Source organism: Bradyrhizobium sp. 170 (genome assembly GCF_023101085.1).
Classification (GTDB): domain Bacteria; phylum Pseudomonadota; class Alphaproteobacteria; order Rhizobiales; family Xanthobacteraceae; genus Bradyrhizobium.
In genome coordinates this window covers 4,447,270-4,473,525 of sequence record NZ_CP064703.1, presented here as the reverse complement: position 1 = coordinate 4,473,525, position 26,256 = coordinate 4,447,270, and the positions used below count along the sequence as shown (strand labels likewise).

The window sequence follows — 26,256 nt, the reverse complement described above, 5'->3', positions numbered from 1 at the left end:
AACGCTCCGCGAGTGCCCCGCGTTGGACGTATTGTCGACTGACTCTTTTGCGAACGGCTTTTCCCGGGCGTGCGCCGCAGCGGTATCAGGCTTTGGTCTGAGGGCTGGAATCCGGGCTTGCCGTCGCGTGCCGCCTCGACCTATCACACCGCCTCGAACTATCAGACCAGAGCACTTCGGATGAAGGCCGACGAACTGGGCTGAAGCCGGTCCGGATCGCCGACCCAACAATTATTTGCAGGGATTAAACCATGCTCACACGCCGCCATGTCATCGCATCCGCACTTGCCGCGCCCGCCGTCCTTCGTTTCGGCACCGGTACCGCCCATGCCGCCACGACACTGAAGATCTCGCACCAGTTCCCGGGTGGCACCATCAACAAGGGCGACTTCCGCGACCGGCTGTGCCGCACGTTCGCCGCCGAAATCGCCAAGCGCTCTGGCGGCGAGATCGCAGCCGAGATCTATCCGAACTCCTCGCTGATCAAGACCAACGCGCAGTTCTCGGCGATGCGCAAAGGCGCGCTCGATATCAGTCTCTACCCGATGCCGTATGCCGGCAGTGAATTGCCGGAGACCAATATCGGCCTGATGCCGGGCCTGGTCGCGACCTACGACCAGGGCCTGCGCTGGAAGAAGGAGCCGGTCGGCAAGGCGCTGACCGACTTCCTCGCCGACAAGGGCATCATCCTTTTGACCTGGGTCTGGCAGGCCGGCGGCGTCGCCAGCCGCTCCAGGCCGATCGTCGCTCCTGAAGACGCCAAGGGGCTGAAGGTGCGCGGCGGCTCGCGCGAGATGGACATGGTGCTGCAGACCGCGGGAGCAGCCGTGCTGTCGGTCCCGTCGAACGAAATCTACGCCGCGATGCAGACCGGCGCCTGTGACGCCGGCATCACCTCCTCCACCAGCCTGATCTCGTTCCGCCTCGAAGAGGTCGCGAAGTCGCTGACCTCGGGCGCCGGCGCCTCCTACTGGTTCATGCTGGAGCCGCTGATGATGTCGAAGGCGATCTTCGACAAGCTGCCAAAAAACCAGCAGGACATCCTGCTTTCGGTGGGCAGCGAACTGGAAGCGTTCGGCCGCAAGGGTGCGCAGGACGACGATATCGAGGTCGCGAAGGTCTATGAGAAGGCCGGCGCCAATGTCAGCAAGCTCGACGTGGCGACCGTCAGCAAGTGGCGGGATATTGCGCGCGATACCGCCTGGAAGGACTACAGCGCCAAGACGGCGACATCAGCCAATCTGCTGAAGCTCGCAAGCGACGTCGCCCCATGATGCATGGTCCGCTTCCGGATCAACAAGACCATTCCGAGGCCGCCACGGGCAAACCGCTCGTTGCGGCGCTCGGCCAGGCGCTGGCGCTCTGCAATCGCGTCATCGAGGTGATCTGGGGCACGCTGGCCTTCGTGCTCCTGATGATGCTGGCGGTGCTGCTGCTGTGCTTCTTCCCGGGGATTTCGACCTGGCTGCCGGATCTGGTGATGGGCTCGGACGGGCGGTAGATGAATTAGCCCACCGCTTTCAACCACCGTCATTGCCTGCGACAAACGCGAAGCGTTTGCGCAAGGGAGCGAAAGCGACGAAGCAATCCATCTATTCCCGTGCGGAGAGGTGGATTGCTTCGCTTCGCTCGCAATGACGCTGCTTAAGCCGTTGCACCCGACCTCGTCTTTACCGCCCCGCACGCGCCGCGATCGACCCGCCGCCAACCACCTGCAACAGGTCCGTCCGCACCGCCTCGATATGGTGCTCCAGAAACCGGCAGGCTTCGTCGATCCGCTGCGCCCGGCATAGCGCGATCAGATGGGCGTGTTCCTTTTCGGCTGTCCCCATCGCCTTGGTATTGGAGAGTTGCAGGCGCGTGTAGCGGTCGCTGGTCTGCAGCAGCGCCACGACGATCACCTTGGTGCGGGGCTGGCGCGCGTGAACGTACAGCGCCATGTGAAAGTCGGCGTTGAGCTGGCCCCACTCGCTGACATTGCCCGCCTTGATCGCCTTCTCGAAGCGCTTCTGGATGTCATCCAGCCCGGCAAAGTCTTGTTCCGCAAAGTGCGGCGCCGACTGCGCCAAAAGCCGCGGCTCCATGATCCCGCGGAGATCGAACACGTCGTTGATTTCGTCCAGCGACAGTTCCGAGACGATCGCGCCTTTTTGCGGGACGATCCTCACCAGCCCCTCGGCCTCGAGCTGAAACAGCGCCTCGCGCACGGGAATGCGGCTCACGCCGTAGGCATCGCCCAGCGCGTCCTGCCGAAGCTGCGAGCCGGCTGGATAGGTCCCGTCGAGAATCGACTGCCGGAGCTGGTCGACGATCGCAGCCGACAGCGTGCGGTGCTTCAGGGGGACTTTCATTTGATCTTCCGTCGTCATTGCCGGCCTTTCCAATCGAGGTGGCACCAATTTCGCATGTTGCCGTGGTCCCGACCCAGCAAAAGCTGTCAGAGCCCCACAATCTCCATTTGACAAGATTGTATAAATTATACATTTTTGAAGTGCACGATAAATCTCAGGGGTAGCGGGGCTCTTTATGGTCGAGCAGACGATTGCGGATGCGCCGGGATTCAGCGCCCGGCGGATCGTTGTCAGGGCTTCGAGCCTCCTGCTCGCTTTCGAGCGCATCGCCTTGATGGGCCTGATGTATCTGCTGACGGCCTTGATCCTGGTGAACGTCGTCACCCGCTATTCGCACTTCCCGATCTACTGGATCGATGAATCGGCGGTCTATTGCGTGGTCTGGCTGACCTTCGTCGGCGCCTCCGCGATGACGCGGCTGCGGCTCGATTTCGCCGTCACCATGATGACCGAGCGCCTCTCGGCGCGGAATCAGAAGATCGCGAAGGTCATCGCAACAGGCATGGTCGTCACGTTCGGCGTGGCCCTGATCGCTACCTGCTTTCTCTGGATGGATCCGATCGGTCTCGCCCGCGCCGGCTTCGACGCACGCAAGCTCGCCGCCGAGACCTTCAACTTCCTCTACACCGAGCGCACGCAGACGCTGAACTGGCCGACCTGGGTCGTCTACCTGACGCTGCCGATCTTCGCGGTGTCGATGACCGTGCATGGCCTCGCAAACCTGCTGGAGGATCTCGAACTGGTCCCACGGACTCCGCCAAAAGGTTTTCAGCTCTCCGAACTCGACGGCGTCAACTGATGATCACCTCGGCCGCGTTCATCGCGATCATGCTGGTCGGGGTACCGATCGGGCTTTGTCTTTGCCTCGCCGGCTTCGTCTACATCATCGCATCGGGAAATCCGGTGCTGTTTCAGTCTTACCCGCTGCAGCTCTTCGGCGGTGTCGACAGCTATGGCCTGATCGCCATTCCGCTCTTCATCCTGATCGGCGAGATCATGAACGGCGGCGGCATTACGCGGCGCATCGTCGACATGGCGATGGCCTTTGTCGGCTCGCTGAAGGGCGGGCTGGCCTACGTCAATATCCTCGCCAACATGTTCATCTCCTCCATCCTCGGCTCGGCGACCGCGCAGGTCGCGATCATGGCGCAGATCATGGTGCCGGAAATGGAAAAGAAGGGCTACGACAAGACCTTTGCGGCGGGACTGACCGCCTATGGCGGCATGCTCGGACCGATCATTCCGCCGTCGGTGATGTTCGTCGTCTACAGCGTGCTGGCGCAGGTCTCCGTCAGCGACATGCTGATTGCCGGCATCGTGCCGGGCGTGATCCTGACGGCGATGTTCTGCGTGGTCATCGCGCTGATGGGATACGTCTACAATTATCCCAAGGCCGATTATCAGACGCCACGGCAGCGGGTGGCGACGATCCTGCGGACGTCGCCGACGTTACTGATCCCCATCGTGATCGTCGGCAGCATCCTCGGCGGGCTCGCCAACGCGACGGAGTCCGCGGCCGTCGGCGCGGTGGCGGCGGCACTCATTGGAAAATACTGGACCAAGGAGTTCGAGTTTTCGCAGTTGCCGCAGATGATGCTGCGCGCCGGCATCTACTCGGCCATCGTGTTGTTCCTGGTAGCCGCGGCGGCCGTGTTCTCCTGGGTGCTGATCTTCGGCAAGGTGCCGCAGGAGACCGCCGGCTGGATCCAGTCGGTCGCCAAGGATCCGGTCAGCTTCATGCTGATCTGCAACGTGATCCTGCTGGTGATCGGCACGGTCATCGACGGCATTCCCGGCCTGATCATGACGGTGCCGATCCTGCTGCCGGTAGCCACCGACATCTATCACATCGATCCGCGTCACTTCGGCGTGGTGGTGGTGATCAATCTGGTCCTCGGATTGCTGTCACCCCCGGTCGGTCTTTGCTTCTTCGTTGCGGCTGCCGTCACCGGGGCCAAGCCCGGAAAGATGTTCATGGTGACGCTGCCGTTCTTCGTCATCAGCTGCGTCCTGCTGGTGCTGCTCTCGCTCTACCCGTCCCTCTCCCTCGTCCTCATCAAGTAGACCCGCCAACTCTTCAGGAGCCTTGCCATGTCCCTTTCGCGTCGCCATTTCCTTGCCGCCAGCGCGGCCGTGCCGCTGTTCGCGCCGTCGCTGGCACTCGCCCAGGCCAAGGAATTCCGCCTCGGCCTCATCACGCCCAATGGCCATTCCTGGAACAAGGCGGCGCTCAAGCTCGGCGACGATCTCAAGGCGGCTACCAACGGACGCCTGACCATGACGGTGTTTCACTCCGGCCAGCTCGGCAACGAGCCGGCGATGATGCAGCAATTGCAGTCCGGCGCGCTCGACATGGGCTTTATCCAGGCCGCTGAACTCGGCTCGCGCGTGCCGCATATCGCGGCGATCAACGCGCCCTACATCGTGCGCTCGACGCCGTCGGTCGCGAAATTCGTCCGCCATCCGGCGGCGATCAAGCTGTTCGAGGTGCTGCCGCAGGAAACCGGAACCATCGGCCTCGGCTGGGGCATCACCGGCATGCGCGCGGTTTTCTCGTCGAAAGACCTGACGAGCCTTGCCGACATCAAGGGCATGAAGCTGCGCATCAACCCGACACCGGTCTATCGCGATTTCTATTCGTCGCTCGGCGCCGCACCGACGCCGATCCCGACACCCCAGGTGTTCGACGCCATGGCGAACGGCCAGGTCGACGGCCTCGAGGCGGATCTGGAATTCTCCTGGAACCAGCGCTTCGACAAGGTCTCAAAAGTCATCCTGCAGATGAACGCCGTCTTCATGCCGATGGCAGCCGTCGTCTCCGGCCGCGTCTGGCAGTCGTTGCCGGCGGCCGACCGCGAACTGATCACCAAGACCGTCAAATCGACGCTCGACGCGCAGATCGACGAACTGGCCGGCAATGAGCCCAAGCTGGTCGAGAACTTCAAGAATGCACCGATACCGATCCGCCAGGTTGACGCCAAAGATACCGAGGCCGTCATCGCCGAATTCGACAAGATCTGGCTGCCCAAGGCGCCCGTTCTTGCCGAGCTGCGAAAGATCGGCGCGACGCTCTGATCCCATCCGCCATTCTCAAGCCAAAGCCCGGCGGATGTGACAATCCGCCGGAAATTCCAATCGGAGCCAAACAATGAGCCCACGCATTTCCTGGGAAGGCGTCTTCCCGGCCGTCACCACCCAATTCAATGACGATCTGTCGCTCAATATCGATGCAACGGCCAAGGTCATGGACGGCCTGATCCGCGACGGCGTTTCCGGACTGATCGTCTGCGGCTCTGTCGGCGAGAACACCTCGCTGGAGCGCAAGGAGAAGATCGCCATCATGGAGACGGCCAAGTCGGTCGCGGCCGGCCGCGTCCCCGTGCTGTGCGGCATCGCCGAGTTCACGACCGCCTTCGCCGTCGAAACCGCCAAGGAGGCCGCGCGAGTCGGCATCGACGGTGTGATGGTGATGCCGGCGCTGGTCTATTCGTCCAAGCCGCATGAAACCGCCGCGCACTTCCGCTCGGTCGCCACGGCGACCGATCTGCCTGTCATGCTCTACAACAATCCGCCAATCTACAAGAACGACGTCACGCCGGACATTCTCGTCACCCTCGCCGATGTCGAAACCGTCGTCTGCTTCAAGGATTCCTCCGGCGACACGCGGCGCTTCATCGACACCCGCAACATGGTCGGCGATCGCTTCGTGCTGTTCGCCGGCCTCGACGACGTCATCGTCGAAAGCGTGGCGATGGGTGCGGTGGGCTGGGTATCCGGCATGTCGAACGCCTTCCCGCGCGAGGGTGAAACCCTGTTCCGCCTCGCCAAGGCCGGACGCTATGCCGAGGCCATGCCGCTGTACGAATGGTTCATGCCGCTATTGCACCTCGATGCCCGGCCAGACCTCGTCCAGTGCATCAAGCTTTGCGAGCACATCATGGGCCGCGGCACCGCGCTGACTCGCCCGCCGCGGCTCGCTCTGCTGCCGCACGAGAAGGCAGAGGTCGAGGCCATGATGGCCAAAGCGCTGAAGAACCGACCGCTGCTGCCGAATGTCGGACTGAAGGCTGCATAAGCGGCCTACTTCGCGGCCCGCGCCTTCGCGTTCAACGCTACCGCCACGCGGCTGACCGGGGGCCGGCCGATCAGCCCGCTAACCACGTTGGTGGCCGCGACCAGCTTTGTCATGTCGATGCCGGTCGCAATGCCCATGCCCTCGAGCATGTAGACCACGTCCTCGGTGGCGACGTTCCCCGTCGCGCCGGGGGCGTAGGGGCAGCCACCGAGACCGCCGGCGGCGGAATCGATCACGCGGCAGCCCTCCTCCATCCCGGCATAGAGGTTGGCGAGGGCCTGACCGTAAGTATCGTGGAAATGCATGGCGAGATTGGCCATTGGCACGTGGCCGGCCACCGCACGGAGGAGCTGCCGCGCCTTCAGGGGCGTGCCGACGCCGATGGTGTCGCCGAGCGAAATTTCGTAACAGCCGAGATCCCACAGCACCTTTGCGACATCGACCACAGCCTTCGGCTTGATCTCGCCCTCATACGGGCAGCCGAGCACGGTGGAAATATAGCCGCGCACACGAACGCCATCAGCTCTGGCGCGGTCCAGCACCGGCTTGAACCGGTCGATCGATTCCGAAATCGAGCAATTGATATTGGCCCGCGAAAAACTTTCTGACGCCGCGGCAAACACCGCGATCAGCTTGGCGCCGGCGGCCTGCGAAGCCTCGTATCCCTTCTCGTTCGGCACCAGCACCGGCAGTTCACAATCCACGTGATGGCTGACGCCGCGCAACACCTCGGCCGATCCCACCATCTGCGGGATCGCCTTGGGCGACACGAACGCGCCGACCTCTACGGTGTGGAGGCCCGCAGCGATCAACGCCTCGATGAAGGCGATCCGGTCGGCGACGCCGATCGGGGTCTTCTCGTTCTGCAGCCCGTCGCGCGGGCCGACTTCGACGATGTGGACGCGATCGCTCATGACGCCGCCGGTTCGATTTCGGCAAGTTCGACGCCTTCGCCGACGATATCGCCGACCTTGCACTTGACCTTCTTCAGCACGCCCGCAAAGGGCGCGCGCAGGGTCTGCTCCATCTTCATCACTTCGAGGGTGAGGATCGCAGCGCCCTTCTCCAAAGTCGCGCCCTCCTCGGCCAGGAGCGCGACGACCGTGCCCGGCAGCGGCGCCACGATCTTGTCTTCGCCCACCTGTTCCTCAGTCTCGCCGCCGAACGGATCGACCCAATGCAGGTCAAAGCGGCCACTGCGGGTGCGCAGGTAAAGCTCATGGCCCTCGATCACGGCGACGACGCGCGATTTCATGCCGTCGATCGTCAGATCGAAGCTGTCGTCATCCGACGGCGAGGTCGCGAAAACAAATTCGTGTTTGCCGATCGAGAGTGTCATCGGCCCGGAGCCATAGTGCAGCGTCACCTTATGCTCGGCACCCTGCCCCTGACGGAACGAGAACACCCGTTGCCGCCTTCCGACCGGCATCCAGCCAAAAGTCTGCCATGGCGAATCCTTGTGCGCGGACTTCTGCTCCTCGTTGACGATGGCGGCGACCGCGGCGCAAAGCTCGAGATCGCCAGCCGCGCCCGACGCTTCCGTCAGCTTCTTCAACTCACGCTCGATGAAGCCGGTGTCGATGGTATTGGCGCGCACGTTCGGGTGCGTGATGAGCGCCGACAGGAACGGAATGTTGGTGACGATACCGCGGACGTCGGTCTCTTCCAGCCCGCGGTTGAGCCGCTCGATCGCGGCCTGGCGCGTCGGCGCCCAGGCGATCACTTTTGCCAGCATGGCGTCATAGTATGGCGACACCGCATCGCCGTCGCGATAACCGGCGTCGATCCGCAGGCCATCGACGGCATCAGGCGTGCGCCAGGTCTTGATCCGGCCGACCGAGGGCATAAAATTCTTCTGCGGATTTTCGGCATAGACCCGCGCCTCGATGGCGTGGCCGTTCAGCCTGATCTCGTCCTGCTTGAGCGGCAGTTTTTCGCCGAACGCCACCCGCAATTGCCATTCCACCAGATCCACGCCGGTAATCAGCTCGGTCACGGGATGCTCGACCTGCAGGCGCGTATTCATCTCGATGAAGAACACCTCCTTGCCGTCGGAGACGAACTCGATGGTGCCGGCGCCGACATAGTTCACGGCGGCGGCCGCTTTGCGCGCGGCAGCGCAGACCGCTTCGCGCTGCTTGGCGTCAAGCGTCGGCGACGGCGCCTCCTCGGTCACCTTCTGGTGCCGCCGCTGCAACGTGCATTCGCGCTCCCAGAGCGAGAGCAGATTGCCGTGGCTGTCGCCGATGATCTGCACCTCGATGTGGCGCGGGTTCTGCACGAATTTCTCGATCAGCATGCGGTCGTCGCCGAACGCAGCCTTGGCCTCGCGCTTTGCGCTGACGATCGCCGCTGAAAGCTCACCGGCCGCATTCACCACGCGCATGCCGCGCCCGCCGCCGCCGGCGGACGCCTTCACCAGTACCGGGAAACCGATCTTGTCGGCGGCCTTTGTCAGCGTCACCTCATCCTGGGCCTCGCCGTGATAGCCGGGCACCAGCGGCACACCGGCCTTTTCCATCAGCTCCTTCGAGCCGGATTTCGATCCCATCGCGGTCATCATCGCGGCCGTCGGGCCGACGAACACCAGCCCGGCGTCGAGACAGGCCTGTGCGAACTCGGCATTTTCCGACAGGAAGCCATAGCCGGGATGGATGGCCTCGGCGCCGGTCTGGCGCGCGGCTGCGATCACGCGTTCGATGTTGAGATAGCTGTCGCGTGCCCGCGCGGGTCCCAGCAGCACGGCCTCATCCGCCATCGCGACATGCATGGCGTCGCGGTCGGCATCGGAATAGACGGCGACGGTGCGCAGGCCCATGGCGCGGGCGGAGCGGATGACGCGGCAGGCGATCTCGCCCCGGTTGGCGATCAGAAGCGTGCGAAAACGCCGGTAGAGTTTTGCGCGGTCCATCATCACATCCTGAACAAGCCGAATTTGGTGGGTTCGATCGGCGCGTTGGCAGCCGCTGATAATCCAAGGCCAAGCACCAGCCTTGTGTCGGCGGGATCAATCACCCCGTCGTCCCACAGCCGCGCGGTGGCGTAATAGGGATTGCCCTGGTGTTCGTATTGCGCGCGGATGGGGGCGCGGAATTTCTCTTCGTCTTCCGCCGACCAGGTCTCGCCCTTGGCCTCGATATTGTCGCGGCGGACCTGGCTTAGCACCATCGAAGCCTGCTCGCCTCCCATCACCGAGATGCGGGCATTTGGCCACAGCCAGAGAAAGCGCGGACTATAGGAGCGCCCGCACATGCCGTAATTGCCGGCGCCATAGGAGCCGCCGATCACGACGGTGAACTTTGGCACGCCCGCTGTCGCCACCGCCGTCACCAGCTTGGCGCCGTCGCGCGCGATGCCGCCGGCTTCGTATTTCTTTCCGACCATGAAGCCGGTGATGTTCTGCAGGAACACCAGCGGGATATTGCGCTGGCAGCACAGTTCGATGAAATGCGCGCCCTTCAGCGAGCTCTCACTGAACAGGATGCCGTTGTTGGCGATGATGCCGACCGGATAGCCCCAAATGTGGGCGAAGCCGCAGATCAGCGTCGTGCCGTAGAGCTTCTTGAACTCGTCGAATTCGGAGCCGTCGACGACCCGCGCGATGATGTCGTGCACGTCGAACGGTTTTCTGCCGTCGGCAGAGACCACGCCGTAGATCTCCTCCGCCGGAAACAGCGGCTCGCGCGGTTCGCGCATGTTCAGGTTCGCGCGCGTCGGCTGTTTCAGGGTGGCGACAATGCGCCGGGCAATTCCGATCGCGTGGGCATCATTCTGCGCATAGTGATCGGTCACGCCGGATTGCCGCGAATGCACGTCGGCGCCGCCGAGTTCTTCCGCCGTCACCACCTCGCCGGTCGCGGCCTTCACCAGCGGCGGCCCGCCGAGGAAAATCGTGCCCTGATTGCGCACAATGATGCTCTCGTCCGACATGGCCGGCACATAGGCGCCACCGGCGGTGCAGGAGCCCATGACGATCGCAATCTGAGGAATGCCCTGCGAGGACATCTGTGCCTGGTTGTAGAAGATGCGGCCGAAATGCCGCTCGTCGGGAAAGATCTCTTCCTGCATCGGCAGGAAGGCGCCGCCGGAATCGACCATGTAGACGCAGGGCAGATTGTTCTGCCGCGCGATGTCCTGCGCCCGCAGATGCTTCTTCACGGTCATCGGATAATACGTGCCGCCCTTGATGGTGGCGTCATTGGCGACGATGACGCATTCGCGGCCCGAAATGCGCCCCACCCCGGTAATGACGCTGGCGGAATGGACGTCGCCGCCATAAAGGCCGTTGGCCGCGAGCGGTGACAATTCGAGAAATGCGGTGCCGGGATCGACCAGCAGGTCGACGCGCTCGCGCGCCAGCATCTTGCCGCGCGAGGTATGCCGCTTGCGCGACGTCTCGCCGCCACCGCCGGACACGACCTTGAGCTTCTCGCGAAGCTCCGCCACCAGGCCGCGCATCACGTCGGCGTTACGGGCAAACTCGGAGGATGTGGGATCGATGGTGGAATGAAGCGGCATGATCGGCGTTTTCTTTGGATGCTGGAGGGCCGTTGGGATGGCTTCAGAAAGGTCGGGACAGCCCATTCGAAGAGAATGCGGCAGCCTGTATCATCTTCGGCTCAATGGGAAGCTCAAGCGGTCTTTTCAAACAGTTCCCGTCCGATCAGCATGCGGCGGATTTCGCTGGTGCCGGCGCCGATCTCGTAGAGTTTGGCGTCGCGCAACAGACGCCCGGTCGGATAGTCGTTGATGTAGCCGTTGCCGCCGAGCAGCTGAATGGCGTCGAGCGCGCATTGGGTGGCTTTTTCCGCCGCGTAGAGAATAGCGCCTGCCGCATCCTCGCGCGTGGTTTCGCCGCGGTCGCAGGCCTTTGCCACCGCATACACATAGGCGCGCGAGGCGTTCATGGTGGTGTACATGTCGGCGATCTTGCCCTGCACCAGTTGGAAGCTTCCGATCGGCTCGCCGAACTGCTTGCGCTCGTGCACGTAAGGCAGCACCACGTCCATGCAGGCCTGCATGATGCCGATCGGTCCCGCCGCCAGCACCGCGCGCTCATAGTCGAGGCCCGACATCAACACGTTGACGCCGCGGCCGACTTCACTGAGCACGTTCTCCTCCGGGACCTCGCAATCCTCGAATACCAGTTCGCAGGTGTCGGAGCCGCGCATGCCGAGCTTGTCGAGCTTCTGCGCGGTGGAAAATCCCTTCGTGCCCTTTTCGATGATGAAGGCGGTCATGCCGCGCGGGCCGGCCTCGGGATTGGTCTTGGCGTAGACCACCAGCGTATCGGCCTCGGGGCCGTTGGTGATCCACATCTTGTTGCCGTTGAGCACAAAGCGATCGCCCTTCTTGTCGGCGCGGGTCTTCATCGAGACCACGTCAGAGCCGGCGCCGGGCTCCGACATCGCCAGCGAACCGACATGCTCGCCCGAGATCAGCTTCGGCAGGTATTTCCGCTTCTGTGTTTCATTGCCGTTGCGGCGGATCTGGTTGACGCAGAGGTTGGAATGCGCGCCGTAGGACAGGCCGACCGAGGCGGAAGCCCGTGACATCTCCTCGAGTGCGATGCAGTGCTCGAGATAGCCGAGGCCGCTGCCGCCATACTCTTCCTCAACGGTGATGCCGTGCAGGCCGAGCGCGCCGATCTTGGGCCAGAGATCCCTGGGGAATTGATTGCTGCGGTCGATTTCGGCGGCGCGCGGCGCGATTTCGTTCTGAGAAAACGCATGCACCGTCTCGCGGATCGCATCCGCGGTCTCGCCGAGATCGAAGTTGAGAAGCAGCCTGTTTGAGGCCATCATTTCCCCCGGGGTGTATTTCCTTGGAATTAAACGATCATACGTTTTTTTAACTTAGCTGCAAGCAGAACCTGTCGGGGCTCAAATGATGGTTATAGACGATTGAAATTACTGTATTTTCGTGACATAATTATACGATCGACCGCTCGTTTCCACGGCGGCAAATGCCCAGAGGCTCCATGGCGCGGACGATCGGTTCTCACGGCCCCAAGACAATGGAGGCGATCCGCAAGGCCGGGCTGCGCCTGATCTTCGAGCACGGCTACGCGGCCATGAGCCTGCGTCAGCTTGCGGCCGAGGTCGGGATCCAGTCGGGATCGCTCTACAACCACATCTCGACCAAGCAGGAATTGCTGTTCGAGCTGGTGCGGGACCACATCAACGAATTGCTTCGCCAGCTCGATCGCGCGCTGCAGGGCAAGCAGCGGCCGGTCGACAAGCTCCGCGCCTTCACAGCCTTCCATGTCACCTATCACATGACCAGGAAGCGCGAGGTCTTCATCGCCAATTCCGAATTGCGAAGTCTTGAGCCGAAGAATTACGAAGAGATCGTGGCGCTGCGCGGCGCCTATGAACGGCGGCTGGCCGAAATCCTCAGCGAAGGCGTCGCCGAAGGCGAATTCGAAGTCGTGGACATCCAGGTGGCGACATTTGCGATCCTGGCCCTGTTGACCGGCCTCACCACCTGGTACCGGCCCGGTGGGCGGCTCACCAAGGAGGCCATCGTCGCCGCCCACGAAAAGCTGGTGCTATCGAGCGTCGCCCCCGGTGCGACACCTGACCCGGCCCGAACCAAACGCGCGCCCTCCCCTGACGTCACCACGCCCGGCAGGCTGGAGCGCCGATGATGCCTATGACGGAACGCCAACCCCTCGACGACATCGACCTGAAGATATTGTCCGAGCTGCAGAGAGATGGACGTATCCGCAACAACGAGCTGGCTGAGCGGGTCGGTCTTTCGGAACCGCCATGTCGGCGGCGGGTTCGCGCGCTGCGCGAGCGCGGCTATGTCAGCGCCGTCAGAGCCACGCTCGACGAAACGCTGCTTGGCTACGAAGTCATTTCCTTTGTCCTGATCCAGTTGCAGAGCCAGGCCCAGGCCCCGCTGCAGGCGTTCGAAAAATCGATCGCGGCGGTGCCGCTGGTCCTGCAGAGCTGGCGGATTTCGGGCGACGCCGATTATCTGCTCAAATGCGTGGCGCGAAACGTCGAGGGCATGCACCAGCAGCTTCTGCAGTTTTCCGCGATGGCTGAAGTACGCAACATCAGAACCTTCCCGGTGCTTGGCGTCGCAAAGGATGCGCCGCTGCCGATCCCCAACACTCCGGCGGCCTCCGGCCCGGCGCAGTAGCCCTCGCCCGCAACTCCCCGCGTCGAGCGACCGGGAAGCACCGCCCAAGCCTCTAGTGCGTCCAAGCCTCTAGTGCGTCCAAGCCTAGTGCGTCCAGGGCTCGACGCGCTTGAAGGCGAAATTGTCGGCGTAGGCGGCCGGCCGGCGTACCGAATCCTTGGGCTCGATCACCTGGTAGGCAATGCCCTTGCGCTCGCAATAGGCGATCGCGTCTTCCTTGGTGTCGAACTGCAGAGTGAGCTGCTGCTTCATGTCGCTCGACGAGGTCCAGCCCATCAGGGGCTCGACCGCCCGGGGCTGCTCGGGCTCGTAGTCGAGCTGCCATTCCCGGGCCGTGGCCCTGCCCGATTGCATCGCGTTTTTGGCGGGCTTAAAAATGCGTGCGGTCATGGATGGTCGGGTCCTTAAGCGTATGCGACATGGTAGCGGTTGGTGGAAACGGCCGGGATAGTATAGAGACACCTTTCAGGAAATTTGATCGGTGATTCCGTAAAACCCGGATGTACCATTTCCGTACCGGTATAGTCATTATGCCGTACTGTGACAATCTAGGGCCATCCGGCGCCCGGGACCCGATTCTGCGGCGCCATCCTCCCGAAAGCATCACTGCGAAACGGCAGCCATGAAAATCAACGCCACCCTGCCAGAAAAAGGACGCGACCTCCGGCTCGACCTGTTTCGCGGGGTTGCGAACTGGGCGATCTACCTGGACCACATTCCAGACAACGTCGTGAACTGGATCACCACCCGCAATTACGGGTTTAGCGACGCCGCCGACCTGTTCGTTTTCATTTCCGGCTATACCGCCTCTTTCGTCTACGCCCGGATGATGCTGGAACGCGGCTTCATTGTCGGCGCCACGCGGCTGACCAAGCGCGTCTGGCAGCTCTATGTCGCCCATATCATCCTGTTCGTGATCTATATCGCCTCGATCAGCTATCTCGCATTGCGTTTCGGCGATTCCCAACTGGTCAACGACTTCAACGTGGCCGGCCTTATCGACAACGCGACCGAAACGCTGCGGCAAGGCCTGTTCCTGAAGTTCAAGCCGGTCAATCTCGACGTGCTGCCGCTCTACATCGTGCTGATGGGACTGTTTCCGCCGGTGTTGTGGATCATGCTGCGCCAGCCCAACTGGACCATGCTGGCCGCGATCGCGCTGTGGCTGGTGTCGCGGCAGACCGGTTGGAACCTGCCGGCCTACCCGGCCGGCACCTGGTACTTCAATCCGTTCGCGTGGCAGGTGCTGTTCATCTTCGGCGCATGGTGCGCGCTCGGAGGCGCACGGCAGTCGGCGTCAGTGATCATGCACCCGGCCACGCTCTGGTTCTGCATCGCCTACATGATCCTGGGGCTTGTCATGACCATGGCCGGCAGGTTTTCGGCGTTCGGCGAGATGTTCCCGCAGTGGCTGTATTCGATGTTCAACCCGAACGACAAGACCAACCTTGCGCCCTATCGCTTCCTGCACTTCGTGGTGATCGTGATCCTGGTCATCCGTTTCGTGCCGAAGGAATGGCCGGGCCTGGAGTGGAAGATTTTCGATCCGCTGGTCGTTTGCGGCCAGCAATCATTGGCCGTGTTCTGCGTCGGCGTGTTCCTGTCGTTCATCGGGCATTTCGAACTGTCGCTGAGCTCAGGCTCGCTGTTCGCGCAGATCTTCGTCAGCGTGACCGGCATCGCGATCATGACCATCGTCGCCTATTACATTTCCTGGTCGAAGCGGCAGGACAAGCCGCTCAAGCCGGCGGCGCCGAAAGCCGCCTGAGCGGCTCCTGGCGGGATGCGACAGCCGGGTTTAGGCCGGCTGCGCGGTCGATGCCACCAGCATCCGCACGTCGGTGTAGATATTGACCAGCGGCGCGACGACCTTGTGCATGGCGGCCTTCGAGACGATCGTATCGTGGATGATCAGATGATCGACGCCCGTGGTCAGAAAGCAGTTCACGGCATCCTGCGGCGTTTCCACGATCGGCTCGCCCTTGATGTTGAATGAGGTGTTGATCAGCACGGGAACACCGGTCAGCGCCTCGAATTCCTTCAGCAGACGATAAAGCATCGGATTGGTTTCTTCGCGCACGGTCTGCACCCGCGCGGTGCCATCGACATGCACGATCGCTGGAATCCTGTCCCGCCACTCGGGACGAACCGGCTTGGCGATCAGCATGAAGGGCGAGTCCTCCTCGCCTTCGAAGATTTCCTTCATGCGCTCGGCCAGCACGATCGGCGCGAAGGGGCGGAACGCCTGCCGGTGCTTGACGCGGCTGTTGAGGATGTCCTTCATCTCGGGTTTGCGTGGATCGGCGATCAGGCTGCGATTGCCGAGCGCGCGCGGTCCGAATTCCGACCGGTCCTGAAACCAACCGATCACCTTCTGGTCGGCGAGCAGCTTTGCCGTGTCGCGGCAGACATTGTCGCTTCTGACGGCATCGACCTGGATCCGCACCAGAAATTTCTGCAGCTCCTTCGCTGCCTCCTGATCGCTGTAGCGCCTGCCGACATAGGAATGATCCATCACGAAGTCGCGGCGCTGCTTCAGGATCTCGAGCCAGCCGTAATAGGCGCAGCCGATCGCGATGCCGTCATCGCCCGCCGCGGGCTGGATCCAGACATTCTCAAAACCCGCTTCGCGGGCGACCCGCCCGTTCGCCACGCAGTTCAGCGCGACGCCGCCGGCCATGCAGAGGTTCTTCGCGCCGGTGGTTTCGCGCAGCCAGCGGGCGCGCGCGAGCAGCACGTTTTCGGTGTCGTCCTGCGTCCGCCAGGCCAGATCTTCCCAGTGCCGCATCGCAGGGCTCTTTTCCCAATTGCTGCCATCGAACACAAAAGGCTGCTTGAAGTCGGCGGTCCAGTGCGGCACGTCCAGCTTGCCGTCGTTCAGTTCGAGCAAATGCTTGACCTGGTCGCGGCGGCCATAGGGCGCGAGCCCCATCAGCTCGCCGCATTTGTTCCAGTCGCCGAAAATGTAGGTGGAGGCGCGGCTGTAGAGCGCGCCGAGACCGGGCATGGTGTAGAACTCGTCGCTGAGGAAGCCGCGGTCCGGCTCCATCCAGACCTTCTTCAGGCATTCCAGCGTCGTGCCGCTGAACTTGTAATAGCTCTCCGACTCACGCGCGAGCGGCGTCGCCGTGTCGCTGGCGGGAAAGGCTTCCATGACGTCGGAGCGGTAACTGCCGACGCCATCGACGATCATCACGACGCCATCCTCGAACGGCGACACCGCGAACGCGCTGTAGGCGTGCGCGAGGTGGTGGGAGATCGTGACCACCTTGTCCTGACGCGACAGATACAGCGGGTGCTTGGCCGCGTCGCCTCGCTCGAACTCCGGAAGAAAGCCCGGCGCGTCGAAATAGACCAGCCGCTCCTCCATTTCCTGGACCGGCAGGATGTAACAGTTGCGCACCACCAGATCGACGTCGTCGAGTGTGATGCCCTCGGCCTCGAGGCAATAATCGATCACTTCCTTGTAGAAGCCCGATGCGTGCTTGGCCCGCGTGATCCGCTCCTTTGCGATCGCAACGGCGATGGCGCCGTCGCGCAACAGGCAGGCGCTCACATCATGGTCATAGGTGTTCAAGCCGAGGACATAAGTGTGTTTTTTGGACATGGGTACTCGTTAAGGCGAGGTGGTCTTATGCTGAAAAAATGGAAATCGTGTCGAGATCAAGTTGCCGGCGTGGCCTTGCCGTAGCTTCTCTCGGAATTCTGCAGCGCACAATCATCGGCGTTCAGGATGCATTCAGGAAGATGAACGGCACAATGCAAAAACCCTCGACAGACCGGCTGTAACTTGACCTTACCTGCCCTTCTTAATAAAGTCCCAAGAGCCCGAAAGAACCTTAGTAAAAATATAATCTTAGCGCATCTGAACCGAAAGCCTTCTCACGCGTCTAAGTGAGATAGCGCCGAAGTCCAGATGTTTGGAAGTGACCCGGAGATTCTCGAATGGCTAAACGCTACAATATCCTGACCCGCTGCCTCGCAGCGTTAGCTTTGTTGTTCGTCTACGTGGCCAGCACTTCTGCCATTCTGGTCGGCGGAACGACCACGTCGGCGCAGGCGTACCGAGGCGGCAGAGGAGGCTATCGCGGCGGTGGCCGTGGCTTCTATCGCGGAGGCGGCCGTGGCTTCTATGGCGGCCGAGGTTACGGCCGAGGCCGAGGCTTCTATGGCGGGCCGGTTTATGTACGCCCTGGACCGCGTTGCTGGTGGAACCCCTACGGCGTCCGCGTCTGCAGGTGGTGATATAGCCACGATCGCCGTCGCCTAAGGCGGGGATCGGAGACAAGATCAAAGGCGTGCCGGACAATCCGGCGCGCCTTTTCTTTTTTTGATGGATCGCTTCGCGACGCGACGAGACGTTCGGTTTACTCCCAAACTAGCTTGCGAGTCGCGGTAACAGCTTGAGCGCATTCCCCCGCTCGATCGCCGTGATCTGATCGTCTGTGAACACGCCCGCCTCCCGCAAACCCTTCACATGATCGCTGCCGGTCCGGTACGGGAAATCCGTTCCGAACACGATTTGCGACGGCGGGATGATCGCCGCCAGCGCCGACATCGCGCCGCGGTTAGAGGTTTGCGCGGTGTCGTAGAAGAAACGCTTCAGCTCGGTGAGTGTGCCCTCGGGCACCGTCTCCTTGGCCTTCGGCACCAGCAGCGGATGGCGGACGAAACGCTCGATCAGGAACGGCATCGTCCCGCCCGCATGCGAGAATATCCAGTCTATATCGGGAAACCGCCGCGCATTGCCGGAGAAGATGATGTCGGCGATGGTGCGCGTCGTATCGGTGCCGAACTCGATCATGACGGGCGGCTGCGTCGGCACGAGATTCACACAGCAATTGGCCGCGGTCGGATGGGTGTAGACCAGCGCCTTGCGCCGATTGAGTTCTTCCATCACGGGCAGGAACGATGGATCGCCAAGCCACTTGTCGCCATAGCTCGTCATCAAGGCGACGCCGTCGGCCTTGAGCGTGTCGAGCGCATACGTCAGTTCGCGCAGGCTGCCTTCGGCGTCGGTGAGCGGCAGCATCGCGAAATTGCCGAACCGCCCGGGATAATCCGCGACCAGTTTTGCGGCATACTCGTTCGACTCCCGACAGAGTTTTCGCGCGGCATCGCCCCTGGTGAAATTGACGGCGGGCGTGGTGACGGACAGCATCGCGGTGGCGATGCCGGCCTTGTCCATGTCAGCCAGCGATTTCTCGATGCTCCAGTTCTTCATCAGGGGATCGCCGAAGCCGCTATCGTTCGATGCGGTCACATAGGCCGGCGGCGAGAGATGATGATGGACATCAATCCGGAACGGTTTTGTGTCGGCGGGTTGCGCCCCTGCCCCGTCGCGCCCCATGGCCGCTGATATCGCCAGCGCGCCGGCACCGAGCATGAAGCCGCGCCGGCTTGGGTTGGAGAGTGACGAGCTTGTTAGACCACAGCAGAAGCACCCCCGCAGCGAGGGCGTACGCAAATCCGTCATTCGTTCTCTCCCCGATCTTGTTTATTGTTGCGTGCAGCTTCAGCCGTCGAGAATGGCGACCGCCCGGGTCCAGCCGGCCGAGGCGCGCTCGATCTTCACCGGGAAGCACGACACCATGAAGCCGGTCGACGGCAGCTGTTCGAGATTGTGCAGCTTCTCGATGTGGCAATAGCCGATGTGGCGGCCGGCCTTGTGGCCTTCCCAGATCAGGCTGGCGTCCTTCGTCTCGGCATATTTCTTCGCGGTGTAGACGAACGGCGCGTCCCAGCTCCAGCCGTCGATCCCGGTTAGCCGCACGCCGCGCTCCAACAGATACATCGTCGCCTCGTACCCCATGCCGCAGCCGGAGGTGACGTAATCCTGCCGGCCGTATTTGACGCCGGCGCTGGTGTTGACCACGACGATCTCCAGCGGCGACAGCGTATGGCCGATGCGCTTCAGTTCAGCTTCGACATCCTTGGCGGTGGCGACATAGCCGTCCGGGAAATGCCGGAAGTCGAGTTTCACGCCCGGCTGAAAACACCATTCCAGCGGCACCTCGTCGATGGTCCATGCGCGTTCGCCGCGATTCATGGTGGGATGGAAGTGCCAGGGCGCATCCAGATGCGTGCCGTTATGAGTGGAGAGCGATACCTGCTCCACTGCCCAGCCCTGGCCATCAGGCAGATCTTCCGCCTTCAGCCCGTCGAAGAACTGCAGCATCCGCGGCAGGCCCTGCTGGTGATCGATGTACTGGATGGTCGGGTGGTTGCCGGGCGGATCGGCCGGCACGTCGTTTTGCAGGGGAACAGAAATATCGATCAACTTGCGCGCCATGGCGTTTCCTCGCTGGATGTTCTTATTGGTGACGTCGCCGGAGGCAGACTATTGCCGCTCGACCCGGTTCTTCAACGTGCCGATCTTTTCGACTTCGAGTTCGATGCTGTCGCCGTGCTCGAGATACCAGCCGAGCTCGAGGCCGCAGCCATTGCCGACGGTACCGGATCCGATGAATTCGCCGGGCATCAGGGTTTCGTCCTTGCTGACATGAGCGATGATCTCCTCGAACGAGAATAGCATGCCCTCGCTTACCCCTTGCGAGCGCCTCTCGCCGTTGACGCGCGCTTCCATCTTCAATTTGTAGGGATCGCCGATCTCGTCCGGGGTGACGATCCACGGCCCCATCACGTTGCCGCCGTCAAAACTCTTGCCTTTCGCCGGCCCCAGCCGCCCTTCCATTTCAATGCGCTGGGCATCGCGCGCGGAAAAATCGTTGAAGATCGTATAGCCGAAGATGTGATCCCGGGCCTTGGCGGCGGAGATGTTGGCGCCCTTGCTTTTGGTGATGATGCCGAATTCCAGTTCGTAATCCATCACCTGGCTGTAGCGCGGCCACTTCACCGTCGTGTTGGTGCCGCGCACGCTGAAGCGGTTGGTGATGTAGTAGATCGGTTGCTTGCGGTAGACCTCCGGCAATTCGCCGAGCGGTTCGCCCTCGATCCGCGCCAGCTCCGCCATGTCGCCCTTGGCGCGCGCGGCAAGCTTGAGCTGCCCGCGCGGGGCCTGCAGGATGTGCAGCGGGAACGACATGCCGTCCCGCATCTGCCGCGGCTCCGGGACCGGCGCGAGAATTTCGGCCGTCTCGGTCTTTATGGACAAGCTCTCGTCCTTGCCGTGCTTGTCGAACACCTTTGAAGCCTGCTCGAGTGCGGCGCCTCCGGCATCGATCAATGCCAGCATCGATGCGAAGGCGGGACTGGCGCTTCCGCTTCGGTTGGCGGCGGCTGCGAGATCGAACAGAAGCGTATCGCCCGTATGCACGATTCCGATCTTTTCCTGTCCGCCGGATTTGAATGTCGCGAGTTTCACTGGATGACCCCTTGTTTTCCGATGAAATATATGATCAAAAAAAATATCGATAAACAAGACAGAAAAATGTGAGTGGGGAAAACACCGTGAAAAAGGCTCTTGCCGCCCTTGCGGTCAGCGTGGCGCTGACCGGCACCGCCTTTGCCCAGGCCAAGATCCAGGTTGGCTGCACCGCGACCTCGGACTGCGCCTCGGCGATGGTGGCGATCGACGAAGGCATTTTCAAAAAGCACGGGCTCGAGGTCGAGATGACGCCGATCGGCATCAATTCGAATATCCCGGCCGCGATCCTGTCGAACTCGATCCAGATCGGCGGACCGACCTCGACCGTGTTCCTGCAGGCGGCCGACGGCGGCCTCGATCTCGTCGCCATTGCCGGGGCGACCGTCATGAGCCCGGTGTCGAACGGCAACATCACCGCCTTTGTCCGCAACGGCATCACCATCAAGGAGCCGAAGGACTTTGTCGGCAAGAAAGTCGGCGCGCCCGGCCTGAACGCCTTCCTGCACGTGCTGTTCGTGAAATGGCTGGTGGAGAAAGGCGTCGATCCCAAGAGCGTCAATTTCGTCGAGGTCACCTTCCCGACCATGGCCGACATCATCAAGTCGGGCGGCGTCGATGCCGTACTGACAGCTGAGCCGTTCGTGACCCGCATGACCGATGCCGGACTGGGCTCGGTCGGCGCGCGCTATGCGGTCGAACTGGCGCGTACCGACCCCATCATCTTCTACGCGGCGTCGCGCGAATGGGCGGAAAAGAACGCCGCGGCGATCAAGAAATTCCGCGATGCGCTCGCCGAATCCGCAGAGATCGTCAACAACGACCGCGAAAAGGCCTCGAACTCGATTGCCAAGTTCACCAAGCAGCCGATCGAGCTGGTCAAGGCGACGCCGCCGAACCGCTCCGAACCGGCGCTGAAGCCCGAACAACTCGCCTGGTGGATCGAGGTAATGTCGACGCAGAAGATGCTGCAATCCAAGCTCGACACGTCGAAGCTGGTCCTGAAGTAGAGGATTTCACGATGCCGGCCTCCGAGCGCCAACCGAACCGACCGGTGACCGAGGCCGCCACGCTGACCGAGCGCGCGGCCATGCTGGTCGAGCAGGACATCCTGGCCGGTCATCTGGCGCCGGGATCACGGCTCGGCATTGTCGACCTCGTGCAGCGCTACGAGATCGGCGCCACGCCGCTGCGCGAGGGCCTGTCAAGGCTGATGTCGCGCGGGCTGATCGTCGGCACCGGGCAGCGCGGCTTTCGCGTCGCCGATATCAGCCGCGAGGATTTGCTCGACATCACCTGCATGCGCACGGCGATCGAGGTCGAGGCCATCAGGCTTGCCATCGTCAATGGCGACGACGCCTGGGAAGCCGGCATCGTCAGCGCGCTGCACCAGATGCGCCGCCATATCGAGCGCACCGGTGATGAATTCCGTGAGGGTGCGGAGGATTTCGACCGGCTGCATAAGGGCTTTCATACCGCGTTGTTGGCCGCCTGCGGCTCAAGACGCCTGCTTGCGGCCCATTCCGATCTCTACGACCAGGCCTACCGCTATCGCCGCGTGATGATGCGCTCCGTCGACAGCGGCAAGAAATTCGTGCGCGCGCATCAATTACTGGCCGATCGGATCATCGGACGCGACGTTCAGGGGTCGCAGGCGATGCTATCGGCGCACCTGCGCTCGACCATGGACTTCGTCTATCCCTCAGGCAGCGAGAGCTGACATCATGGCAAGCGCCGCAAAACGCCTCGAAGCCGTATCCGGCGCTGTTGCGCCACAGATTGCATTTGACGGGGTCACGCTCGTACTCGGCGGCAAGACCATCATCGAAAATCTGAGCCTTGGCGTGCGGCCCGGCGAATTCCTCTGCATCGTCGGCGCCTCCGGCTGCGGCAAGACCACGGCGCTGCGTCTGGCGGCAGGGCTCTACCAGCCGACCAGCGGAAGAGTGAATTTCGACGGCCAGCCGATGCGCGAGCCGCGCCGCGAGATCGCGATCGTGTTCCAGGACTATGGCAAGGCGCTGCTGCCGTGGCGCACCGCGGCCGGCAACGTCTCTCTGGCGCTGGAAGCGGGCGGCATGCCGTCGGCCAAGCGCCCTGCCCGCATCGAGGAATTGCTGCGCACCGTCGGCCTGCCCGGCCACGCCGGCAAGTATCCGTCCGAAATGTCCGGCGGCATGCAGCAACGCCTGCAGATCGCCCGCTGCCTGGCGCAGGACCCGAAAGCGCTGCTGATGGACGAGCCGTTCGGCGCGCTGGATGCGATGACGCGGCAGGGCTTGCAGGACGAGGTGCTGTCGCTGGTAGCGGCAAGCGGCGCTACCGTGATCTTCGTGACCCACGACCTCGATGAAGCCATCTATCTCGGCGACCGCGTCATCGGCCTGTTGCCGCATCCGGGCCGGATCGGCATCGAACTTTCGGTCAACCTGCCGCGGCCGCGCGATCAATTGTCGACCCGCGAGCATCCGGAATTCCTGCGGCTGCGGCGGCAATTGTTCGACTTCATCAAGGCGACCGAACAGTGACGGGCAATTCCGCCAAGGCGCTGGCGCTGCCGCTCGCGGTGCTGGTGACGTTCGAGGTCTGGGCGCGCGCCACCCATCTGCAAAGCGATAGCCTGGCGCCGCCGAGCGATATCGTCATGGCGCTCTTTGGCGCCTTCGCCGATCTCTCGATCCTGACGGCAACCCGCGACACGCTGTTCTCGGCCTTCACAGGCCTCGCCATCGGCACCCTCATTGGCCTGGCGTTCGGCATAGCCTTTGGAATTTCGGACACCCTCAACCGCCTGATGGAAGTAACCGTCGAGGCCATCCGTCCGATCCCCTCGATTGCGCTGTTGCCGATCGCGCTGATCGCGCTCGGCTTCGGCTACCGCATGGAAATCGTGATCGTGGCGTTCGGCTGCGTTTGGCCGATTCTGATCCTCTCGCGCGCCGCCGTGCGCAGCATCGAACCGCGGTTGATGGAAGTGGCGCGGGCGCTGCGGCTGCCGCCAGCGCAGCGGGTCTGGAAGATCATCATCCCGGCCGCGCTGCCGCGGATCTTCGTCGCCTTTCGGCTGTCGGCCGGTATTGCCCTGATCGTCGCCGTGACGGTCGAAATCGCGATCAATCCGCTCGGCCTCGGCGCCGGCATCATGCTGGCGCAGCAGGCGCTGCGCCCCGATCTGATGCTGGCCTATCTGGTCTGGATCGGCATCATCGGCTACGCGCTGAACATCCTTCTGACCGTGGCCCAACAGCGCCTGTTCGGCCGCGCCGCGTTGAGCGGAGACAGCCCATGAACCGCGCAGCCCTTCTTTGGCGATTGGCGAGCTTTGCGGTTGCCGCCAGCTTCATCGCGCTCTGGCAACTGATCGCCAATCTTAAGCTGGTCTCGCCGGTGTTCCTGCCGGGGCCGGACCGCGCCTGGGCTGCGCTGGTGCGCGGATTTTCCGCAGGTGACCTCTGGAGCAAGCTCGCCGGCACGCTCGAACACATGGCCTATGGCTGGCTCGCCGCCTCCATTGCCGGCATTGCGATCGGTGCGATCATCGGATCGTCGCGCACAATGCGTACCTATGTCGCGCCCTCGCTGGAGTTTTTACGGCCGCTGCCGGTCTCTGCGATCATTCCGGTTGCGATCGCCATGCTCGGATTGACGCAGGCGATGGCGCTGTTCGTGATCGCCTTCGGCGCGATCTGGCCGATCATGCTGGCGACCATCCATGGTTTTGCGGCGGTCGAGCCCCGGCTCTACGAGGTGGCGCGGTCGTTGCAGATGTCGCGGCTCGCCGTGATCTCAAAGATCGCGCTGCCCTCCGCCAGCCCCGACATTCTCGCCGGCATGCGGCTGAGCCTGACAGTGGCGCTGATTCTCTCGGTGGTCTGCGAAATCCTGGCCGGCCTCGACGGGCTCGGCCACTGGGTACTGCTGTCGGCCCGCGCGTTCCGCTCGGCCGACCTGTTCGCCGGCGTTATCCTGCTCGGCGTTACCGGCTATGTGACGTCGGTGGCGATGTCGCTGGCCGAGAACAGGCTATTGGCGTGGCAAGCTTCGCAGCGGTGAGGTAGCCGCCTACGGCTGCGAAGCATTCTCCGACATGCGTTCCGGCATCCGTTCAAGCCAGGCAGAACTCTTCTTTGTCCTGACCGCGTCCCTGCGAAGGTGCCCCATCCACCGCAAGGCGGCCCTGAGGCTGAAGGTGACGAGCACCTCGTGGTGCCGCATCCCCTTGCCGCCCTTGACCAGCCCGAGATCGCGGATGACGCAGTACGTCCCGCTGCTCATGCGGGCGAACTTCGCACCTTGAAAATGATTGCGCACACGCGACAACATGCGTGCAGCATGCACCGCACATCGATTCCGTCAACCTTGACGGCCACCGAATCAACCTCGCAGGCGTACAAAGCCGTCAAAGCGTTGCGTTGTTGCCGCGTTGGCCGATGCGATGCACCTGCCCCGCCGGAACCCGCACGCGGCTCAACACCTCCCGACGATCGCTCATCCGCGCACTCGACGGCTCGCGCTGCGCAAAGCATTCAAGAATCTGGATACGGATTTCCTCCGCGACCGGACCTTCGACCTGGCGCATCCGATTCCAGAGGCGGATTATTTCCCGTTGCTTCTCGACATCCATTTGGTCACCTCCGAGGGAACGACCAAAGAGAACATAACGAGAACAATATTGCAAGCTACAATGTTGCGACTTCTCTAGAAGCAGATGCTCAGAATCTTCACTCGGCAGGCCTCGGCCGCGCGCGGTTTGGGCTTCGCAGCGTTTGCCTGCTTTGAATCCTTCGGCGAACTCTTTGGCGAACTCTTCGGCATCTTGGGACGCTCATAGTCGCCTGCGATCACCATGGCCCAATACATACGACCGGTCTTCGCGCTTTTCACGCTGGCAACACCCACGCGCGTGGCGCCGGGCAGCAGGAGGTTTTTTCGGTGACCTGACGAATTGATCCACTGGTCGAGGGTTTTGGGAAAACCGTCATAGCCATAAGCAATGTTCTCTGCAGCTCGGCCGGCGCCGGCCGGGCCGACTCGCGAATTGAATCTGCCGAGGACATCGTGATCCAGTTGGTCCTTTGCGGCCATCGCCTGGGCTTGATCGTGTGCAATCCGCGTGAGCGTCGCATCCAGGGTGACGCGCTTCTCCCCGTGCTTCAGCCGAAAGTCAGAAATCATCTGCGCCGGATTGGCCGCGGCCGTCTGGCTCAGGACTGTGGTGGCAAAACAAAGCGCCAGCCCCAGCAGCAGGGCCTGCCGCGCCAGAATGACTATCTTGGTACCAGTCACCAGTTTTCCCCTGCCCCTTCCCAATTGGGACCGCTGGGTAGATTCAATCCGAAAAAGCCGCGGCAAGT

27 protein-coding genes are annotated in these 26,256 nt (G+C 62.6%); 14 read left to right on the top strand and 13 right to left on the bottom strand.

Annotated features, from left to right (window positions below; translation table 11 throughout):
* The first annotated feature begins 251 nt into the window (after nucleotides 1–251).
* Both dctP and IVB05_RS20800 read left to right on the top strand, forming a co-directional pair.
* Complete coding sequence (gene dctP / locus IVB05_RS20805) at nucleotides 252–1,274, top strand: TRAP transporter substrate-binding protein DctP (RefSeq protein WP_247786456.1); 1,023 nt, start codon at nucleotides 252–254, stop codon at nucleotides 1,272–1,274.
* Nucleotides 1,271–1,501, top strand: a complete 231-nt coding sequence (locus IVB05_RS20800) for a hypothetical protein (RefSeq protein ID WP_247786455.1) — start codon at nucleotides 1,271–1,273, stop codon at nucleotides 1,499–1,501. The genes dctP and IVB05_RS20800 overlap by 4 nt, the downstream gene beginning before the upstream one ends.
* Before the next feature lie 169 nt (nucleotides 1,502–1,670).
* Here the strand turns inward: IVB05_RS20800 and IVB05_RS20795 are convergent, their stop codons facing one another.
* Complete coding sequence (locus tag IVB05_RS20795) at nucleotides 1,671–2,351, bottom strand: GntR family transcriptional regulator (RefSeq protein ID WP_247786454.1); 681 nt, start codon at nucleotides 2,349–2,351, stop codon at nucleotides 1,671–1,673.
* Nucleotides 2,352–2,526: 175 nt separating this feature from the next.
* Between IVB05_RS20795 and IVB05_RS20790 the strand changes: the two genes are divergently transcribed.
* The 4 genes from IVB05_RS20790 to IVB05_RS20775 all read left to right on the top strand — a co-directional run bounded on the left by IVB05_RS20790 (nucleotide 2,527) and on the right by IVB05_RS20775 (nucleotide 6,426).
* Entirely contained in the window at nucleotides 2,527–3,150 is a 624-nt protein-coding gene (locus IVB05_RS20790; RefSeq protein ID WP_247786453.1) for a TRAP transporter small permease, read from the top strand.
* Entirely contained in the window at nucleotides 3,150–4,415 is a 1,266-nt protein-coding gene (locus IVB05_RS20785) for a TRAP transporter large permease (RefSeq protein ID WP_247786452.1), read from the top strand. Before IVB05_RS20790 ends, IVB05_RS20785 begins: the two co-directional genes overlap by 1 nt.
* Nucleotides 4,416–4,442: 27 nt before the next feature.
* Complete coding sequence (locus tag IVB05_RS20780; protein WP_247786451.1) at nucleotides 4,443–5,426, top strand: TRAP transporter substrate-binding protein; 984 nt, start codon at nucleotides 4,443–4,445, stop codon at nucleotides 5,424–5,426.
* A gap of 73 nt (nucleotides 5,427–5,499) precedes the next feature.
* Nucleotides 5,500–6,426 carry a dihydrodipicolinate synthase family protein gene (locus IVB05_RS20775; RefSeq protein WP_247786450.1) on the top strand — a complete coding sequence of 309 codons (927 nt, stop codon included), beginning with the start codon at nucleotides 5,500–5,502 and terminating at the stop codon, nucleotides 6,424–6,426.
* 5 nt (nucleotides 6,427–6,431) lie between these two features.
* Here IVB05_RS20775 and IVB05_RS20770 read toward each other — a convergent pair whose 3' ends face one another.
* From IVB05_RS20770 to IVB05_RS20755, 4 genes are all read right to left on the bottom strand, one after another.
* Entirely contained in the window at nucleotides 6,432–7,340 is a 909-nt protein-coding gene (locus tag IVB05_RS20770; protein ID WP_247786449.1) for a hydroxymethylglutaryl-CoA lyase, read from the bottom strand.
* On the bottom strand, nucleotides 7,337–9,337 hold the full coding sequence (locus IVB05_RS20765; protein ID WP_247786448.1) for an acetyl/propionyl/methylcrotonyl-CoA carboxylase subunit alpha: 2,001 nt from the start codon (nucleotides 9,335–9,337) through the stop codon (nucleotides 7,337–7,339). The genes IVB05_RS20770 and IVB05_RS20765 overlap by 4 nt, the downstream gene beginning before the upstream one ends.
* Nucleotides 9,338–9,339: 2 nt before the next feature.
* Entirely contained in the window at nucleotides 9,340–10,944 is a 1,605-nt protein-coding gene (locus tag IVB05_RS20760; protein ID WP_247786447.1) for a carboxyl transferase domain-containing protein, read from the bottom strand.
* A 113-nt stretch (nucleotides 10,945–11,057) separates the two neighbouring features.
* On the bottom strand, nucleotides 11,058–12,230 hold the full coding sequence (locus IVB05_RS20755; protein WP_247786446.1) for an isovaleryl-CoA dehydrogenase: 1,173 nt from the start codon (nucleotides 12,228–12,230) through the stop codon (nucleotides 11,058–11,060).
* Between the two features lie 176 nt (nucleotides 12,231–12,406).
* Between IVB05_RS20755 and IVB05_RS20750 the strand changes: the two genes are divergently transcribed.
* Both IVB05_RS20750 and IVB05_RS20745 read left to right on the top strand, forming a co-directional pair.
* Nucleotides 12,407–13,075 (top strand): TetR/AcrR family transcriptional regulator, encoded by a 669-nt coding sequence (locus IVB05_RS20750; protein ID WP_247786445.1) that lies wholly within the window; start codon nucleotides 12,407–12,409, stop codon nucleotides 13,073–13,075.
* A 5-nt stretch (nucleotides 13,076–13,080) separates the two neighbouring features.
* On the top strand, nucleotides 13,081–13,578 hold the full coding sequence (locus tag IVB05_RS20745) for an Lrp/AsnC family transcriptional regulator (protein WP_247786815.1): 498 nt from the start codon (nucleotides 13,081–13,083) through the stop codon (nucleotides 13,576–13,578).
* 84 nt (nucleotides 13,579–13,662) lie between these two features.
* Here IVB05_RS20745 and IVB05_RS20740 read toward each other — a convergent pair whose 3' ends face one another.
* A complete protein-coding gene (locus IVB05_RS20740) occupies nucleotides 13,663–13,968 on the bottom strand; it encodes an ETC complex I subunit (protein WP_247786444.1) in 306 nt (101 codons plus the stop codon).
* A gap of 232 nt (nucleotides 13,969–14,200) precedes the next feature.
* Between IVB05_RS20740 and IVB05_RS20735 the strand changes: the two genes are divergently transcribed.
* Nucleotides 14,201–15,346, top strand: coding sequence for an OpgC domain-containing protein (locus IVB05_RS20735; protein WP_247786443.1), 1,146 nt, complete (start codon nucleotides 14,201–14,203; stop codon nucleotides 15,344–15,346).
* A 30-nt stretch (nucleotides 15,347–15,376) separates the two neighbouring features.
* Here IVB05_RS20735 and IVB05_RS20730 read toward each other — a convergent pair whose 3' ends face one another.
* The 4 genes from IVB05_RS20730 to IVB05_RS20715 form a co-directional block, all read right to left on the bottom strand.
* Nucleotides 15,377–17,185, bottom strand: coding sequence for a carbamoyltransferase C-terminal domain-containing protein (locus tag IVB05_RS20730; protein ID WP_247786442.1), 1,809 nt, complete (start codon nucleotides 17,183–17,185; stop codon nucleotides 15,377–15,379).
* 771 nt (nucleotides 17,186–17,956) lie between these two features.
* Nucleotides 17,957–19,054 (bottom strand): amidohydrolase family protein, encoded by a 1,098-nt coding sequence (locus tag IVB05_RS20725; protein ID WP_247786441.1) that lies wholly within the window; start codon nucleotides 19,052–19,054, stop codon nucleotides 17,957–17,959.
* Between the two features lie 39 nt (nucleotides 19,055–19,093).
* Nucleotides 19,094–19,870: a cyclase family protein gene (locus tag IVB05_RS20720; protein WP_247786440.1), complete on the bottom strand. Its 777-nt coding sequence runs from the start codon at nucleotides 19,868–19,870 to the stop codon at nucleotides 19,094–19,096.
* Nucleotides 19,871–19,918: 48 nt separating this feature from the next.
* Entirely contained in the window at nucleotides 19,919–20,902 is a 984-nt protein-coding gene (locus tag IVB05_RS20715; RefSeq protein ID WP_247786439.1) for a fumarylacetoacetate hydrolase family protein, read from the bottom strand.
* An 86-nt stretch (nucleotides 20,903–20,988) separates the two neighbouring features.
* Here IVB05_RS20715 and IVB05_RS20710 point away from each other — a divergent pair, with 86 nt between their 5' ends.
* The 5 genes from IVB05_RS20710 to IVB05_RS20690 are packed head-to-tail and all read left to right on the top strand — an operon-like array spanning nucleotide 20,989 to nucleotide 24,955.
* A complete protein-coding gene (locus tag IVB05_RS20710) occupies nucleotides 20,989–21,912 on the top strand; it encodes an ABC transporter substrate-binding protein (protein WP_247786438.1) in 924 nt (307 codons plus the stop codon).
* An 11-nt stretch (nucleotides 21,913–21,923) separates the two neighbouring features.
* Entirely contained in the window at nucleotides 21,924–22,622 is a 699-nt protein-coding gene (locus IVB05_RS20705; protein WP_247786437.1) for an FCD domain-containing protein, read from the top strand.
* Nucleotides 22,623–22,626: 4 nt separating this feature from the next.
* Nucleotides 22,627–23,430 (top strand): ABC transporter ATP-binding protein, encoded by an 804-nt coding sequence (locus IVB05_RS20700; protein WP_247786436.1) that lies wholly within the window; start codon nucleotides 22,627–22,629, stop codon nucleotides 23,428–23,430.
* Entirely contained in the window at nucleotides 23,427–24,191 is a 765-nt protein-coding gene (locus IVB05_RS20695; protein ID WP_247786435.1) for an ABC transporter permease, read from the top strand. Before IVB05_RS20700 ends, IVB05_RS20695 begins: the two co-directional genes overlap by 4 nt.
* Nucleotides 24,188–24,955: an ABC transporter permease gene (locus tag IVB05_RS20690; protein ID WP_247786434.1), complete on the top strand. Its 768-nt coding sequence runs from the start codon at nucleotides 24,188–24,190 to the stop codon at nucleotides 24,953–24,955. Before IVB05_RS20695 ends, IVB05_RS20690 begins: the two co-directional genes overlap by 4 nt.
* A gap of 9 nt (nucleotides 24,956–24,964) precedes the next feature.
* On the opposite strand, the gene IVB05_RS20685 is transcribed toward IVB05_RS20690, so the two are convergent.
* The 3 genes from IVB05_RS20685 to IVB05_RS20675 form a co-directional block, all read right to left on the bottom strand.
* A complete protein-coding gene (locus tag IVB05_RS20685; protein ID WP_247786433.1) occupies nucleotides 24,965–25,177 on the bottom strand; it encodes a hypothetical protein in 213 nt (70 codons plus the stop codon).
* 124 nt (nucleotides 25,178–25,301) lie between these two features.
* Nucleotides 25,302–25,526 (bottom strand): hypothetical protein, encoded by a 225-nt coding sequence (locus IVB05_RS20680; RefSeq protein ID WP_247787450.1) that lies wholly within the window; start codon nucleotides 25,524–25,526, stop codon nucleotides 25,302–25,304.
* 74 nt (nucleotides 25,527–25,600) lie between these two features.
* Nucleotides 25,601–26,146, bottom strand: a complete 546-nt coding sequence (locus IVB05_RS20675; protein ID WP_247786813.1) for a CAP domain-containing protein — start codon at nucleotides 26,144–26,146, stop codon at nucleotides 25,601–25,603.
* Nucleotides 26,147–26,256: the final 110 nt, after the last annotated feature.

Coding starts and splice junctions, on each gene's coding strand:
- IVB05_RS20705 (WP_247786437.1), top strand. CDS start 21,924: ATGCCGGCCTCCGAGCGCCAACCGAACCGACCGGTGACCGAGGCCGCC.
- IVB05_RS20780 (WP_247786451.1), top strand. CDS start 4,443: ATGTCCCTTTCGCGTCGCCATTTCCTTGCCGCCAGCGCGGCCGTGCCG.
- IVB05_RS20740 (WP_247786444.1), bottom strand. CDS start 13,968: ATGACCGCACGCATTTTTAAGCCCGCCAAAAACGCGATGCAATCGGGC.
- IVB05_RS20690 (WP_247786434.1), top strand. CDS start 24,188: ATGAACCGCGCAGCCCTTCTTTGGCGATTGGCGAGCTTTGCGGTTGCC.
- IVB05_RS20680 (WP_247787450.1), bottom strand. CDS start 25,526: ATGGATGTCGAGAAGCAACGGGAAATAATCCGCCTCTGGAATCGGATG.
- IVB05_RS20795 (WP_247786454.1), bottom strand. CDS start 2,351: ATGAAAGTCCCCCTGAAGCACCGCACGCTGTCGGCTGCGATCGTCGAC.
- IVB05_RS20720 (WP_247786440.1), bottom strand. CDS start 19,870: ATGGCGCGCAAGTTGATCGATATTTCTGTTCCCCTGCAAAACGACGTG.
- IVB05_RS20770 (WP_247786449.1), bottom strand. CDS start 7,340: ATGAGCGATCGCGTCCACATCGTCGAAGTCGGCCCGCGCGACGGGCTG.
- IVB05_RS20750 (WP_247786445.1), top strand. CDS start 12,407: ATGGCGCGGACGATCGGTTCTCACGGCCCCAAGACAATGGAGGCGATC.
- IVB05_RS20685 (WP_247786433.1), bottom strand. CDS start 25,177: ATGAGCAGCGGGACGTACTGCGTCATCCGCGATCTCGGGCTGGTCAAG.
- IVB05_RS20700 (WP_247786436.1), top strand. CDS start 22,627: ATGGCAAGCGCCGCAAAACGCCTCGAAGCCGTATCCGGCGCTGTTGCG.
- IVB05_RS20755 (WP_247786446.1), bottom strand. CDS start 12,230: ATGATGGCCTCAAACAGGCTGCTTCTCAACTTCGATCTCGGCGAGACC.
- dctP (WP_247786456.1), top strand. CDS start 252: ATGCTCACACGCCGCCATGTCATCGCATCCGCACTTGCCGCGCCCGCC.
- IVB05_RS20760 (WP_247786447.1), bottom strand. CDS start 10,944: ATGCCGCTTCATTCCACCATCGATCCCACATCCTCCGAGTTTGCCCGT.
- IVB05_RS20745 (WP_247786815.1), top strand. CDS start 13,081: ATGACGGAACGCCAACCCCTCGACGACATCGACCTGAAGATATTGTCC.
- IVB05_RS20800 (WP_247786455.1), top strand. CDS start 1,271: ATGATGCATGGTCCGCTTCCGGATCAACAAGACCATTCCGAGGCCGCC.
- IVB05_RS20790 (WP_247786453.1), top strand. CDS start 2,527: ATGGTCGAGCAGACGATTGCGGATGCGCCGGGATTCAGCGCCCGGCGG.
- IVB05_RS20730 (WP_247786442.1), bottom strand. CDS start 17,185: ATGTCCAAAAAACACACTTATGTCCTCGGCTTGAACACCTATGACCAT.
- IVB05_RS20725 (WP_247786441.1), bottom strand. CDS start 19,054: ATGACGGATTTGCGTACGCCCTCGCTGCGGGGGTGCTTCTGCTGTGGT.
- IVB05_RS20775 (WP_247786450.1), top strand. CDS start 5,500: ATGAGCCCACGCATTTCCTGGGAAGGCGTCTTCCCGGCCGTCACCACC.
- IVB05_RS20735 (WP_247786443.1), top strand. CDS start 14,201: ATGAAAATCAACGCCACCCTGCCAGAAAAAGGACGCGACCTCCGGCTC.
- IVB05_RS20765 (WP_247786448.1), bottom strand. CDS start 9,337: ATGGACCGCGCAAAACTCTACCGGCGTTTTCGCACGCTTCTGATCGCC.
- IVB05_RS20785 (WP_247786452.1), top strand. CDS start 3,150: ATGATCACCTCGGCCGCGTTCATCGCGATCATGCTGGTCGGGGTACCG.